The organism is Mucilaginibacter sp. GW822-FHT03E02 (genome assembly GCF_058801545.1).
Map to the genome: position 1 here is coordinate 1,403,200 of NZ_JBXANJ010000002.1, position 15,627 is coordinate 1,418,826.

A 15,627-nucleotide genomic window follows, 5' to 3' on the forward strand; every position below is an offset into this window, starting at 1 on the left:
ATTAACACTTTATTTCTTTTAGCTCATCAAATCCCTAATATACTGGGTCGGTGTTTTACCGTACTCTTTTTTAAACGCCTTAGTGAAGTACGATTGGGTTTGGATGCCCACCCTATAAATTACCTCGGTGAGCAGCACATCTTCATGGGTCAATATTTCGATTGCTTTTTTAAGCCGGATACTCCTGATAAACTCATTAGGCGCCTGGCCCGAGATCTCTTTGATTTTATGATAGAGCTTTGTACGGCTCATGCCTATTGCTCCGCAAAGCTGCTCTACGTCAAGATCCGGGTTGCTTAGTTCTTTATCAATGAAGGTTAAAAGTGTATCTAAAAACTCTTTATCTTTTGTGGAGTGCACCAATTCGCGCACTTCAATGTGGTGATCCTTTAAATAACGGTCTTTTAGCTTTTGCCGCTGCTCAAAAATATTGCGGATAGATAAGGTAAGTAAGTTTATACTAATAGGCTTAGGCAAATATAAATCTGCACCCGAATCAATCCCCTCAATTTCGGCCTGAAGGTTGGTTTTGGCCGTGAGCATAATAAACGGGATATGGCTGGTGTTGATGTCCTGTTTAATAATACGGCAAAATTCAACTCCATTAAGTCCCGGCATCATTACGTCGCTGATAATCAGGTCCGGGAATTCGTCCCTTGCTTTTGCTATACCTGCATTACCATCGGCCGCTTCGGTGATGATATACAGGTTGCTCAACGAATTTTTGATAAATGCCCTGATCTCGTCATTATCTTCAACTATCAGGATACGGTGTTGATGCTTAGTGCCGATTGGTTCTTGTTTTTCGGGATATAGTTGCCCGCCGGGAACAGGCAGGTCTACCTGGATACTTTCCAGCCTGGTGCCGCCTTCCTGCGTGTTTTTTGTCCATTTTTCGTTTGCCTGGTAATCGGTTTCTAAAACAGGCAGGCCAATAATAATATCTGTTCCCTGGTGGCGCTGGCTGTACACATAAATATCGCCCTTGTGCAAAACAGTAAGGCTTTTTACAAATGCCAGGCCAATGCCTGATCCGAGATGCGATTCGGTGATGCGATAATAACGTTCAAAAAGGTGCTGAATAGATTCTTTGGATATGCCAATACCGTTATCAGAAATACGGATGTACGCATACCTGCCTGCCCTGAAATTGTTTTTAAGGATCAGCTCGTTTTCATAAGGCGATTTAAAACTGTGCAGGCTGTCCAATACTTCTATCGTGATAGAACCTCTGTCGGCCGTGTATTTTAAGGAGTTATTGATCAGGTTGAGCATAATCTTTTCCAACACCTGCCTGTCAAACCAGGCGGCATTCATCTCTCCTACCGAAGTAACATCTAATGCGATGTCTTTTTGAATTGCCGCATCTTTAAATTCCGCGGCCAATTCCGCTATAAAAGCCGGGAGGTTCCCTTGCATCACGTTCAGTTTAAGTATGCCGGTTTCCACCTTCCTGAAATCCATTAGCTCATTGATCAGCAGCAACAGGCGGTTGGCATTGCGGTACATGACCTCGTAGTACTGGCTGGATGCCGACTGCCCTTTTTGCAACAGCACCTCCAGCGGACCTAATATCAGCGATAACGGTGTACGGAATTCGTGCGAGATATTGGTGAAAAATTGTAATTGCAGCTGGTGCATCTCTTCCTTCCGCGATTCTTCCAAACGTTGCAGGTCCAGATTCTTTTTAAACCGGAGTAATTGATAGATAGTTAGCAATAAAATCAAGCCAACTATAATACGGAACCACCAGGTGGCCCAAAAAGGAGGTGTGATGGTTATAATTAATGATGTGCCTTTGGTGTTCCACACGCCATCGTTATTGGCTGCTGTGATGATAAAAGTATAGTCGCCGGGAGCAAGGTTGGTGTATGTAGCCTTACGCTCGTTGGTAACATGCCAGCTGGGATCAAAATCCTGCAGCCGGTATCGGTATTTGTTGTTTTCGGTGGCTGTGTAGTTGAGTGCTGCAAAATACAGCGTTATGCTCGATTGCCGGTAGTTAAGCTTTACAGTTTTGGTTACGCCAATATCATTACTCAGAGGCGAGCCTGGCGTATCTGGCAAGATCATTTTATCAAATACCTGGAAACCGGTAATATAAACCGGCGGAATATACCCGTTTGCTTTAATGGAAGCCGGGTTAAAAACATTGAGTCCGTTAACCCCGCCAAAATAAAGATTGCCATTCTTCGCCTTTAATGATGAATTGGCCTCAAATTCCTGCCCCTGCAAGCCATCAGCAATGTTGTACCTGGTGAATTGCAGGCTATTGGGGCTAAATTTTATCAAGCCGTTTGTTCCCGATATCCAAAGGTTACCGGCGCTATCCTCTTCAATACCTTTGATAGTAGCTGTTGCCAGGCCTGCTTTATCGGTATAAATGTCAAACTTGTTTTTTGTTGCATTAAACAGGTAAAGGCCGTTTTGTCCAAGCCATACCCTTCCCGCATGGTCAATAAAAATAACCCGCAAATCGGGTAACTTTTCCAGGTTATTAAAGTAATGACTAAACCGTTTGGTCCGCAGGTTATAACAGTTCAAGCCGCCATCGTCGGTGCCAATCCATAGATTTTTATGCTTATCTTCATTAAGCGAAACAATATTGTTGCCCAACAACCGGGTTTGCTTATCGGGTGCTTCTTTAATCCGCCTGAACTTGTATGTTTGCTCATCCATCAAATTAAGGCCACCGTAATAGGTGGCTACCCAAAAATTACCTTCGCTATCTTTAATAGCCTGCTGAACATAGTTGGAACTGATGGTAGTTTGATCAGCGGGATTATTGGTAAACCGTCTGAAATTGCCCGTGATTTTATCCAGGCAATTTAACCCGCCGCCCCAGGTACTTACCCATACTTTTTTTTCTTCGGCCTTATAAATGTGCAGTACGGCGTCGGCAGCAAGGCTTTGGCTGTTGCCTGGGTTGTTACGGTAATACTTAAAGGTGTTTGTTACAGGGTTGTAAACGTTGATGCCGCCGCCATCGGTACCAATCCAGATCTGGTGTTGCTCATCCTCGCAAAAAGTCCTGACATCATTGTAACTTAAACTGTTGTTGTCGGGCTCGTTTTGCAGCAACTTAAATTTATTGGCCTTAGGCGTATACAAATTTACGCCGGCGCGGTGCGTACCTACCCATAAGTTGCTTTGATCATCCTCAAAAATTGATGAAACCGTTCTTTGCGATAAGCTGCCGGGGTTTTCAGATTCATTTTGATAATTGGCAAATGAATTATTTTGCGGGTTAAAAAGACTTAGGCCACCGTTAATACCACCGGCCCATATATTCCCTTTGCGATCAACCAACAGGCATTTAACCTGGTCGTTGGCCAGGCTACCCGCGTTGTTTTGCTGGTGCTGATAACGCTTAACCGCGTGGTTTTTAAAATCAAGTGCCATTAAACCACCATTTTCAATCCCCAGCCAAAGATTATGTTGATGATCTTCCTGTATGGCATTCACGGGCAAATCAATGGGGTTACGGCCAGGCAAAAGAATGCCGGTGCTAAAGGTATGTTTGTTTCGGTCAAAACTGTTTAGCCCGTTGGCGGTGCCAATCCATAAGTTGTTTTTACTATCCTCATAAATATAATTTACAGCACTTTTGGTTTGATTATAAAAATGCGCGAATGAATTTGTTTTGGGCAGATATAGGTTTAAGCACCCATCGGCAGTGCCTATCCACAAGTTGCCCTGCCTGTCGTTATAAATACAATTTATGGTATTGCCGGATACAGACTGTTCGTCGCCGATAAGGTGTCTAAACCTTGTAAACTTATTTTTAAACTGGTTAAACCTGTTTAATCCATTACTTGTACCTATCCAAAGTTCGTGGTTGCCGTCCTCGTAAATACAACGGATGTAATTGTCGCTGATACTGGCAGTATCGGAGGGGTGGTTTTTAAAAACGGTAATCTGGTAACCATCATAGCGGTTTAAACCATCGCGGGTGCCAAACCACATAAATCCGCGATGATCCTGATAAATGGCTTCAACAGTGCTGTTTGATAAACCCTGGAAAAAGTTGATATGGCTGAATTGTAATTTGGGGGCTTGTGAATAGGCAGGAAAAAAAATGCCAAAAACATTCGTCAATATCAAAGCTATCAGCCTTAAAACAATCTTTTTTTTAGATAGAGCAGCAAATGCATTTAACATAGTTATTGCGCAAATAAATTATAAGCGGGATGTTATCGGTTGGTTGTATTTGGCCATAGCAATATTAAATAATAAATGTTAAAAACACAGCTGTTAACGGCTATTACCCCGGATTTATCTTGGGTGTTCGAAAGATTTTTCCGGAGGCTACCGTGTGTATCCATTTCTATATATCCAAAACTGTTGCGTTCGCAACAGGTGAAACAGTAAAAAATTTCATATACCTAATAATCAACAAGTTATTAATTGCCATAAAATCAAAACCGCAACAAAACCGCAACAGCAGACGAAAAATAGTGGCTATCAAGAGGCAAAACTTTTGGGTTCCAAACCGGGTGATTCCTCTATTTAACCGCAACTTTCCTTGTTCCCAATTAAGGGACCGCACATTCACCTGCCCTTTTTATTTCTTTAGAACACTCAAGATTTATCTATAAAAAATAACAGCTTGAACCAAAAGTATAATGATTTGGACAAGTCGTTTTCTGTTTTATACCTGTCATTTGTACAATAAACCAATGGCTTTTTCCAATCAACAGGACAAAGGTCTTTTCAAAACCAATTAAACTAATACATATGCAAAATTCTACTTTCCATTTTTGGAGGCGGTTTTGTTTGCTGGCATTTACGCTGGCAACTTTATCTATCTCCGGTGTTTATGCCCAGCAAACCGTTACCGGTACTGTAACCGCTAAAGATGATGGCAGTACCTTACCCAGCATTACGGTAATTATTAAAGGAACCCAACAGGGAACCGCTACTGATGCCTCGGGCAGGTTTTCTATAAAAGCAGCCAATGGCGCGGTGCTTCTTTTTCGTGGTTTGGGTTATGATCAGCGCGAAATTTTAGTCGCCGGTGCAGTAGTAAATGTTGTTTTAGACAGCAAGCAAAACGGCCTCAACGAAGTTGTGGTGATTGGTTACGGTACAACTACCCGCCAAAATATTACCACGGCTGTAACCAAGGTTGATCCAAAGAAAATTCCGCAGGCAGCAAATAACTCTATCCCCCAGCTGTTGTTTGGCCGTGCATCGGGTTTGCAGGTTTCGCAGGGCAGCTCGCAGCCGGGCGGTAACATTAACCTTTCCATCAGGGGCCGTGGTAACCCATTGTACGTTGTAGATGGAGTGATATTCCCCAACGATGCCCTGGAACCGGGGAACGGCACCATTGCGGGCGAAACCAATGGTGTAAGCCGTGGCGGCCTGGCAGGTTTAAACCCCGATGATGTGGAATCTATAGAAGTTTTGAAAGATGCCAGCGCTGCTATTTATGGTGTAAATGCCGCTAACGGTGTTATCCTCATCACTACCAAAAAAGGTAAATCGGGCAGGTTGAACATCACTTATAACGGAAGTTACTCTTTTGAGAAAAACTATCCATACCTGCAGCCACTTAAAGCCAACCAATACGAAACCTTGTACAATCAGCTTGTTGTTGACCAATACCTGGGTGGTAAATTGCAGCAGCCTTATGGCCCCAATGCACAATCAGGTGTGCCAGCTCCCAAATTTTCTGATGCCGATATTGCTGCCGCCGGCAATGGAACAGACTGGCTGGGGCAAATTTTCAGAACAGGAAAAATCAACAATCACCAAATCAATATTAACGGCGGTAGCGAAAAAGCTACTTACTATTTTTCTGGCGGTTACTATAACGAAGAAGGTACTTTAAAGGGCGCTGGGCTCACTAAATATACCGGCCGGGCCAATCTGTCATTTACACCCGCTAAATTCTTTACGCTGAATGCAAATTTTACCGGCAATACCAACAGCTATATCAACTCGTCATCTGGCGGGCAAACAGGCGGCTCGGGTTCGCAGGGCTTTGGCATTATCCAGGCCGCGCTGGGCTATCCAGCGAACGTGCCGGTACGTGATGCCAATGGTAATTATACCCGTTACGGCGTAATTGCCAACCCGGTATCGTTGCTTGATGTGCAGGATAATACCAGCTACCATTCATTAAACGCCAACTTATCTGCCGATTTTAAAGTTATTCCCGGCGTTTTGGCCGGTCATATTTTGTTTGGCGATAATTATGAGGCGGCCAACCGCAGCTTCTTTGTTCCAAGCACGGTTTTCTACTTTTCGCAAAACCTGTCAAGGGCATCGTTAAACTACAACAACCGCGAAAATCAGACCTTAGAGGCTACGATTACTTTTAAAAAGGATGTAACCAGCTTTTTAAATATTGATGCGGTTGCAGGCGCGGGTCAATACAAGAATACTTATAACGCTTTTGGAAGCCAGGGAGCTGGTGGTGCCGATGTTATTGGTAATACCAACTTATCTGCCGAAACCGCCAACATCGGCATTACCTCGCTTAAAACAGCCAGCAAAACACGTTCGTATTTTGCACGTAGCTCTTTTAATTTCTTAGATAAATACCTGCTTACTTTATCATACAGGTACGATGGTTACAGCCTGTTTTTCCCTAATACAAAGTACGCATCGTTCCCGGCTATCTCCCTGGGCTGGAAAATCAAGAACGAATCATTCATGAAAGATGTGGAATTTGTAAGTCAGCTTAAACTGCGCGCAAGTGTGGGCACTACGGGCAGCACTATTGGCTCGGTAGGCTATGGTGGTTACGCGCCAGATGGCAATACGCTTTTCTTTAACAATGGCAGCGCCAATTATGTAACCATAGCACGCTATGCTATCGATCATCCCGAGTTAACCTGGCAAAAAACCGAAAACAAAAACATTGGCCTTGATTTCGGTTTCTTTAATGACCGTATCACCGGTTCGGTTGATGTGTTTAAAGATGATATTACCAACCTGTTACGCACCACAGGGCCAACCGCGCCGCTTTCATACCTATCAACCCAGCCGGTAAATGGCGGGCACCAATACAGGCAGGGTTATGATATTTCATTTTCTACACAAAACTTTAAAGCAAAAGATTTTAGCTGGAATTCGGCCATCAACGTATCGCATTTCACCTACAAATGGAAAAGCCGCTTTGTGTACGATAACCTGCTTAGTTACCAGGGTGTAACCTACCAGGCCGTTAACGACCCGGTTGATGAGATTTACTATTTTAAAACCAAAGGCTTACTACAGGCAGGGCAAACGGTACCTGCTTCGCAGCCCACATCAGGCGGAGCAAACCTGGCCGGCTCGCCAATATATGTTGATGCCAATGGTGATGGTAAACTAACCGGAGCCGATATCTATAAACTTAATCCCGATCCTAAGATCAGTATTGGTTTCGGTAACGATTTTCACTACAAACAATTCGACCTCAGCATCTTCTTTTACGGCCAGTTTGGCGGTAAATCTATCAATTACAATAATGCATGGGGCGATCCTGTAAGCATAGCGTCAAGTACCCAAAGCGGCACTATCCAGGCCCAGGATGTATGGACATCTGTACACCAAAACGGCACAAGGCCTGGTGTAAATTACATTGAAAACGCAACCGGGTTACCGCAAGGAACAGACATTAACCTGGTAAGCACCAATTTTGTGCGTTGCCGTAACCTTACATTGGGTTACACCATCAACTCGCCATGGCTTAATAAGTTCACCAAATCGGTACGCGTTTTTGCCGATGCGCAAAACCTGTTCATCATCACTAAATACAAAGGAGTTGACCCGGAGGTAAGCTATGCCAGTGTTAAAGGAGGCTATGCGCCGTACCCAATGTTCAGGACGTTTTCTTTTGGCTTAAAAGCCGGATTCTAATTCCAAATCAGTAACCGACATGAAAAAAATTATAACCATATGTTTAATAGCTGCGGCGGTAACCGTAAGCAGTTGTAAAAAAGGATTGGAGCCACAAATTTACGGCTCGCTATCAACCACAAATTTTCCCAAAACCGAGGCTGACTTTGTAAACTATGTTACCGAGGTATATAAACCCTTTCAATCCAAATGGGGTTACAATGACCCGGCAGGATATCAAAACGACTGGTTTAGCCCCGAGTATGGCGATATCATGATGTTTGATTACCCAACAGACCAGTTAAACATCTGGACCGGCTGGGGTGGCATCTTTACCCAGTTTAGTACAGCCAGCTTTACGTTTCTGGCTAACCAGGGCACAGGTAATAACCATTTTGAAAAAATAAGGTTTGTGACCCGCATTACCCAGATTATTGATGATATCAGTAAATCAACCATCAGCGATGATGCCAAAAAGGAACTGATAGCCGAAGCACGAATGTCGCGCGGATGGAATATGTATTACCTGCTGCAATTGTATGGCCCTGTACCCGTGATACTGGATGCAAGCAAGATAAATACCACAGCCGAAACCGATTTGACGCGGCCAACAAGGGAAGCTTTCCTGGCATCAATTATTGGCGATTTAAGTTATGCAGCGACCAATTTGCCAAAAACGCCGTCAGATTATGGCCGCTTTAACCAGGCTATAGCGCTAACAGTGTTAATGCGCACTTACATGAACGAAAAAGATTTCGTTAATGCCGAGAAAATTGGCAGGCAGATTATTACTATGGGCTATTCATTGGTTACCGATTATGCCAGCCTGTTCAATGAATCAACAGAGAAAAACAATGAAACTATGTGGGCCGTATCATGTATTCCAGATCAGGACGGCAACGAAAACCATGGCAGTTTTAACCCATGGGATTTTTATACCTATCCTAAAGATTATCCCGGCAACCGCGTACATGATTCATTTGCAGGCGGCGATGCTCCTGTATCGTGTACCTGGGCATTTTACAATTCATTTGATGCCGCCGATAAGCGGAGGAACCTGTTAATAGCAAGTTATACCAATAAAAGCGGCGTTGTACGCAACCAGGCCAACGGTTTATCGGGGCCGGTTGTTGCAAAATATCCGGATAATGGCGGCGCATCATTAAATGCTTACCAGGGTAATGATATCCCTAAAGCTCGCCTGGGCGATGTAATACTGATGCTTGCCGAAGCTATTAACCAAAACAGCGGCCCAACTGCCGAAGCTATTGCTTTGGTTAATCAGGTACGTTTAGCACACGGTGGTGCTGCCATAGGCAATGTTCCGGCGTCGGCAACAGTAAGCAAAGCATCATTTGACAGCTGGATACTGAAAGAACAAGGCTGGGAAACCTACTTTGAGGGGTACCGCAAAATGGATTTGGTACGGCATGGTCAATGGCAAAATGCATTGTCGTCTGTTGGTAAAACAGCAGGGCCATACCTGTTCCCCGTACCTACTTATGAAATTACGGCCAGCAAAGGCAAACTGACGCAAACACCCGGCTATTAAAAAACCGCGATGAAAGGCAAAAACATTTTATGGCTTGCACTACTGCTTACAATGGTATCCTGCAAAAAGGATAATAAAGGCAGCAGTACCACAAATACCACCGATACTACCAAAACCACAACATCGGCCCTGATAAAAGGGGCCGATGTAAGCTGGCTTACCCAAATGGAGGCATCAGGTGTTAAATTTTACAACAACGATGGCGTGCGAAAGGAATGCATGCAACTGATGAAGGATAAAGGGATGAACGCGATAAGGCTACGGGCATGGGTGAACCCCGCTGATGGCTGGTGTAATACCGATGACGTGGTTGTTAAGGCCGTTCGTGCGCAAAAACTGGGGATGAAGATCATGATCGATCTGCATTATAGCGATACCTGGGCCGATCCCGGTAAACAAACTAAGCCGGCTGCCTGGCAAAGCCTTGATTTTGCGGGTTTAAAAGATGCCGTGAGTACCTATACCCTATCGGTAATGAACGCGCTTAAAGCTAAAAACATTACGCCCGATTGGGTACAGGTTGGTAACGAAACCAGCGACGGCATGCTATGGGAAGACGGCAGGGCCTCAAAAAGTATGGCCAACTTTGCGGCGCTGGTTAGTGCCGGTTACAACGCTGTAAAATCGGTAAGCTCAAGCACTCCCGTAATTGTACACCTGGCAAATGGGTACGATAATTCATTGTTTCGCTGGCTCTTTGATGGGTTGAAGGCCAACGGCGCAAAGTGGGATATTATCGGCATGTCGCTTTACCCCTCAACAACTAACTGGCAAACCTATAACCAGCAGTGCCTGGCTAATATGAACGATATGTTTGCACGGTATGGTTCACCGGTTATGGTGGTTGAGGTGGGGATGGCTGCAAGTGAGGCGGTTACCTGTAAGGCTTTTTTAACCGATTTGCTGGCCAAGGTAAGCACCGTAAGCGGCAACCAGGGATTAGGTGTTTTTTATTGGGAGCCCGAGGCTTATAACTGGCAAAGTTATGGACTGGGCGCCTTTGATTCTTCGGGCAGGCCAACGGTTGCGTTGGACGCCTTTAAGTAATGAAATTAACCAAATAATATACCAAATAAAAACAATCAAATTATGAAGAAGATCACGGCACTATCATCAGCAATTATGCTTTGCTTAAGTATGAGTTGTACTAAAGAGAGCGCTAAACAACAAAGCGCTGCAACGCCCGATGCCACAGCGTCGAAACTGAAAACAGAGGCAACCACCACCTTTGCCTATGGGTCGGATGCCAGTTGGCTAACGCAGATGGAAGCTGCGGGCAAAAAGTTTTACAACAGCAGCGGCACACAGCAGGATCTGTTCACCATTTTAAAGGGGAAGGGCATTACGGCAATTCGTTTAAGGGTTTTTGTAAACCCGTCTGACGGCTGGTGCAACACCGCTGATGTGGTAGCTAAGGCCAAAAGGGCCGCCGCAGCGGGAATGAGTATCCTGATAGATTTTCATTACAGCGATGTATGGGCCGATCCCGGTCATCAAACCAAGCCTGCAGCTTGGGCAAGCCAGGATTTTACAACCTTAATGAATACGGTTTATAACTATACTTATAATACTTTAAATACCTTAAAATCCAATGGCATTACGCCAACCTGGGTTCAGGTAGGCAACGAAACCAGCGACGGTATGCTTTGGCAGGACGGCCGCGCATCGGTATCGGCTACCAATTTTAAAAACTTTGCCTGGCTGGTTAATTGTGGTTATAATGCTACAAAAGCAATTTTTCCGTCAGCAAAGGTAATTGTGCATGTAGCCAACGGCTTTAACAATACCACCACCCGCTGGATTTTTGATGGCTTGCAATCCAACGGAGCCAGCTGGGATATCTGCGGTTTTTCGGTATATCCATCAACCAGCAACTGGGCTTCAATAAACAGCCAGGTACTTACCAATATGCAGGACATGGTAAGCCGCTACGGCAAGCAGGTAATGATCTGCGAGGCAGGTATGGATGTAAATTCACCCACTACCAGCAAATCGTTCCTTACCGATCTGATCACCAAAACAAAATCGGTATCTGGCGGCTTAGGCGTGTTTTACTGGGAGCCTGAAGCTTATGGCAGCTGGCAGGGTTACACCTTGGGCGCTTTTGATAGCAGCGGTAAACCAACCGTAGCTATGGACGCCTTTGTTCACTAAAATATAATAAGCGGGCGCTTGTTCATCAATGCGTCCGCTTATTGATACCTTTAAATGACATTAATAATTGTAATATGCATAAAGTGAGTTTAAGCAGGTTAAAATATTATGCAGCTGGTTTAATTACGGTTTGTGCTTTATCGGCCTATAGGCAATCATCGCCAAATACCGAACCAGTTAAGTTTAAGCAAATTCTTGGGGCCGATATTTCCTTTATTCCACAGCTGGAAAGCGAGGGTCGCAAGTTTTATGATGATGGCGTAATTAAAGATCCTTTTCAATTACTAAAAGATCATGGCTTTAACTACGTGAGGTTACGTATTTTTAATAACCCTAAGGCCGATAGTGGCTATTCTCCTAAAGGTTTTTGCGGTTTGGAGGATACCAAAAAAATGGCACTGCGTATAAAAGCAGCCGGCATGGGTTTCCTGCTCGATTTTCACTACAGCGATACCTGGGCCGATCCGGGCAAGCAATACAAACCCGCAGCCTGGAAAAAGCTCAGTAACCAACAATTGCAGGATTCCATCAAAGCATTTACTATCCTTACTTTAAAGGAACTTAAAAAACAAGGCACCCTGCCCGATATGGTACAGGTGGGCAACGAAATTAACCACGGCATTTTATGGCCCGATGGCAAACTTAAAAACCTGGATACCCTGGCTGGCTTTTTAAAAGCAGGGATTAGCGGTGTAAAAGCTGTTAATGGTAACATCCGGATAATGCTCCATATTGCCTGCGGCGGCCAAAATGCCGAGTCGAGGTATTTTTTGGATAATATGCTCAAGCGTGGAGTAAACTTTGATATCATCGGCGAATCTTACTACCCCGAATGGCACGGTACCCCCGATAGCCTGAAGAAAAATCTTACCGACCTGAACACCCGCTACAAGCAGGATGTTATAGTAGCCGAATACTCACAGCACAAACGCGAGGTAAATGACATAGCTTTGTCGCTACCAGGCAATAAAGTTAAAGGCTCTTTTATATGGGAGCCATTTAGCTGGGGCGAAACTTTTGTTGATAAGCAAGGCAACACAAACGATCATATAAAAACCTATACCAACATTAGTAAAGACTATCACATCAGTCAGTAACCTCTTTTTTTAAATGAAGAAATTTTTCCTGTTATCTATTATTGTTTTTGGTGCCGCTATAACCCGGGCACAAAGTAATCAAACAAGTTCAACTACGCTATTCAACAACAACTGGCAGTTTATTAAAGATGCCGATACCAGCATCAGCCGCCAACTTTTTAACCATGATGATAATGGTATGGCCTGGCAGCAAATTAGCTTGCCGCATACCGCCAATATAGAAACCGTTATAAAAATAAACCAGCAGTGGCAGGGCTTTTGTTTTTACCGCAAGTTTTTTACGCTCGATAAAAATGACGCAGGCAAACACATCGCTATCCGCATTGATGCCGCTATGAACCTGGCCGATGTTTACCTGAACGGCAAATATCTGCTGACACATAAGGGAGGGTACCTGCCTTTATATATCGATATTACCGGCAAAGCACTATACGGAAAAGAAAATTGCCTGCTTATCAGGCTCAATAATCATGATAACCCGGTTATCCCGCCAGGGAAACCTATTAAAGACCTCGACTTTAACTTTTATAGCGGTATTTACCGTAACGTTTGGCTAATCAAAAAAAACAAGGTTTACATAACCGATGCGGTAAATGCCAGTCAGGTAAACGGAGGCGGAGTATTGCTACATTATAGTAATATATCTGCAACTCAGACACAACTAAAAATTAAAGTACAGATAAAAAACGACCAGGCTATAAAACAGCGTATACAGCTCAAAGCCACCTTGTACAGCCCTGCGGGAAAATTAGTTGGCCCGGCGCATGTTATCGCTGCCAGTATCAGTTCAAAAGACACAGCCTCACTACAGCAGGAAATATCGGTTGCAAATCCGGCATTATGGTCGCCATCGCATCCTCAATTATATAAAATAGTAATCCAGATCATTAATAACGGCCGGATAGTAGATGCTGTATTCACATCAACCGGTATCAGGCAAATTGCTTTTAAAAACGATGGATTTTACCTTAACGGCAGTAAATACGTTTTGCGCGGAACCAATCGTCACCAGGAATATCCTTATATCGGTTATGCCCTCTCAGATAACGCACAGTACCGCGATGCTTATAAAATAAAACAGGCAGGGTATGATTTTGTACGATGCTCGCATTATCCGCCATCGCCCGCGTTTTTAGATGCCTGCGACCAACTGGGTATTTTTGTGATGGACTCGACACCCGGATGGCAGTTTTTTGGCGATGAAACGTTTCAGCAAAACAGCCTGCAAAACATAACGGATCTGATCCATCGCGACAGGAACCACCCCTCCGTTATTTTATGGGAAGCTTCGCTGAATGAAACAGAAATGAAACGCGATTACATGGAAAAGGCGCAGGCTATTGTTCACCAGGAGTTACCTTATGCAGATACCTACACGTGCGGCTGGATGAATGCGGTGTATGATGTATTTATCCCCGCCCGCCAGCATGCAAAAGCACCCGATTACTGGAAAAAATTTAATAGCAAACCAATTTTCATTGCCGAATATGGCGACTGGGAATACTATGCCCAAAATGCAGGCTTTAACCAAACCCAATATAAAGACCTTACCGACGAAGAAAAAACATCGCGCCAGTTACGTGGCGATGGTGAAAAACGGATGCTGCAACAGGCTGCAAATTTCCAGGAAGCTCATAACGATAACCTTGCCGGGAACATTACCGGTGATGCCGCCTGGCTCATGTTTGACTATAAACGCGGCTATGCCCCGGATATTGAATCATCGGGTATTATGGATATTTTCAGGCTGCCCAAATTTGCGTATTACTTTTACCAAAGCCAGCGCGATGTTAGTGAAAGTAAACCAATGGTATTTATAGCCGGCTACTGGAACAATCCTGCCACAAAGAGTGTGACGGTGTACAGCAATTGCGACGAGGTAGAGCTGTTTTTAAACGGTAAATCAATCTGCAAACAAAAGCCCGATACCGGCAAAATGAGTAATAACTTAACGCATGCTCCATTTACTTTTAATGTTGCATATCAACCAGGCGTTATTACCGCTAAAGGGTATATCAATGGTAGAGTGGTGGAGCATACCGAACGCCAGACTCCGTTAACGCCTTATGCCATTAAACTTACAGTTGATTATAGTGGAAGAATAACAGCTGTTGGGAAAAGTGATGTAATATTTGTTTATGCATCAATAGTTGATAAAAACGGAACGGTTATCCCTGGCGGAAAACAACAGGTTCATTTGGCGTTAACAGGCGGCGGAGAAATTGTTGGCGAACAAAAAATAGCTCCAGAGGCCGGCGTTGCAGCTTTTCTTATAAAAACACTGGGAAACTCAGACCCGGTAAACATTTCAGCTTCAGCAACCGGCTTAATTACTGCTGTTCAATTAGTGAACTAAATTGATGGACACTTTACTCATATTCCGGGTAAATAGCTACATTAAGTTATTTGGACACAAATCAGGATGCTGGTCATTTTAATCTTCAGTTTGCTGAAGCTCAGCAGATTTTTAAAAAACGCGTATCAATCAATAATCAAAAACTGAAATCCGCGCTGAGAGTTATTGCCACCAAAGCTAATGTGCGCCTGTTTTACAACAGCCTGGGATGAATGGTATCCTTAAAGATGAGTTCAACTTGTACAGCAGCTCGATTAGCTTTGAGCAGTCATGGTTGCAAATTCACCAACATAACCCCTTAGTCCGAAATATCAAACCATTCGTTCCGAAACACATTGATCGTGCCGATAATCTTACATACAATTAACTGTTTTAATGATTCAACTTACACAACTGAATAAACTTTCGGCAGGGAATCGCATAGTCAAGCCTCCCGCAATATCCATCTTATATTGCTTACCAGCGGATTTAGTTTATAAGTTTTCTCAGTTCAGTATTGATAATCATCATATCCTCCTCGGCAAAATTCGGTTCATCAATTGTCCAAACCCACCTGTCATTTAATGTGCCCCATCTATTAATAGATCAAACAAACACAAAACAAACTGGATTTATTGCAAAGAAACTTCAATTAT

General features: G+C 43.9%; 7 protein-coding genes. 6 read left to right on the top strand and 1 reads right to left on the bottom strand.

Annotation, left to right across the window (positions count from 1 at the left end; all coding sequences use genetic code 11):
- Positions 1–18: 18 nt before the first annotated feature.
- Positions 19–4,161, bottom strand: coding sequence for a hybrid sensor histidine kinase/response regulator transcription factor (locus tag AC1RM2_RS32310; RefSeq protein WP_492989249.1), 4,143 nt, complete (start codon positions 4,159–4,161; stop codon positions 19–21).
- A gap of 576 nt (positions 4,162–4,737) precedes the next feature.
- Here AC1RM2_RS32310 and AC1RM2_RS32315 point away from each other — a divergent pair.
- The 6 genes from AC1RM2_RS32315 to AC1RM2_RS32340 all read left to right on the top strand — a co-directional run bounded on the left by AC1RM2_RS32315 (position 4,738) and on the right by AC1RM2_RS32340 (position 14,992).
- The gene (locus AC1RM2_RS32315) at positions 4,738–7,854 is read left to right on the top strand and encodes a SusC/RagA family TonB-linked outer membrane protein (RefSeq protein WP_492989250.1); all 3,117 of its coding nucleotides are present in this window, start codon (positions 4,738–4,740) and stop codon (positions 7,852–7,854) included.
- Positions 7,855–7,873: 19 nt separating this feature from the next.
- Positions 7,874–9,385: a RagB/SusD family nutrient uptake outer membrane protein gene (locus tag AC1RM2_RS32320; protein ID WP_492989251.1), complete on the top strand. Its 1,512-nt coding sequence runs from the start codon at positions 7,874–7,876 to the stop codon at positions 9,383–9,385.
- Positions 9,386–9,394: 9 nt separating this feature from the next.
- On the top strand, positions 9,395–10,432 hold the full coding sequence (locus AC1RM2_RS32325; protein WP_492989252.1) for a glycoside hydrolase family 53 protein: 1,038 nt from the start codon (positions 9,395–9,397) through the stop codon (positions 10,430–10,432).
- Between the two features lie 42 nt (positions 10,433–10,474).
- Positions 10,475–11,539, top strand: coding sequence for a glycoside hydrolase family 53 protein (locus AC1RM2_RS32330; RefSeq protein ID WP_492989253.1), 1,065 nt, complete (start codon positions 10,475–10,477; stop codon positions 11,537–11,539).
- 74 nt (positions 11,540–11,613) lie between these two features.
- On the top strand, positions 11,614–12,636 hold the full coding sequence (locus AC1RM2_RS32335; RefSeq protein ID WP_492989254.1) for a glycoside hydrolase family 53 protein: 1,023 nt from the start codon (positions 11,614–11,616) through the stop codon (positions 12,634–12,636).
- 13 nt (positions 12,637–12,649) lie between these two features.
- On the top strand, positions 12,650–14,992 hold the full coding sequence (locus AC1RM2_RS32340; RefSeq protein ID WP_492989255.1) for a glycoside hydrolase family 2 protein: 2,343 nt from the start codon (positions 12,650–12,652) through the stop codon (positions 14,990–14,992).
- Positions 14,993–15,627 lie beyond the last annotated feature (635 nt).

Excerpts from the sequence above, each read along its gene's own strand:
- AC1RM2_RS32340 (WP_492989255.1), top strand. The coding sequence starts at position 12,650 with ATGAAGAAATTTTTCCTGTTATCTATTATTGTTTTTGGTGCCGCTATA.
- AC1RM2_RS32320 (WP_492989251.1), top strand. The coding sequence starts at position 7,874 with ATGAAAAAAATTATAACCATATGTTTAATAGCTGCGGCGGTAACCGTA.
- AC1RM2_RS32315 (WP_492989250.1), top strand. The coding sequence starts at position 4,738 with ATGCAAAATTCTACTTTCCATTTTTGGAGGCGGTTTTGTTTGCTGGCA.
- AC1RM2_RS32330 (WP_492989253.1), top strand. The coding sequence starts at position 10,475 with ATGAAGAAGATCACGGCACTATCATCAGCAATTATGCTTTGCTTAAGT.
- AC1RM2_RS32325 (WP_492989252.1), top strand. The coding sequence starts at position 9,395 with ATGAAAGGCAAAAACATTTTATGGCTTGCACTACTGCTTACAATGGTA.
- AC1RM2_RS32310 (WP_492989249.1), bottom strand. The coding sequence starts at position 4,161 with ATGTTAAATGCATTTGCTGCTCTATCTAAAAAAAAGATTGTTTTAAGG.
- AC1RM2_RS32335 (WP_492989254.1), top strand. The coding sequence starts at position 11,614 with ATGCATAAAGTGAGTTTAAGCAGGTTAAAATATTATGCAGCTGGTTTA.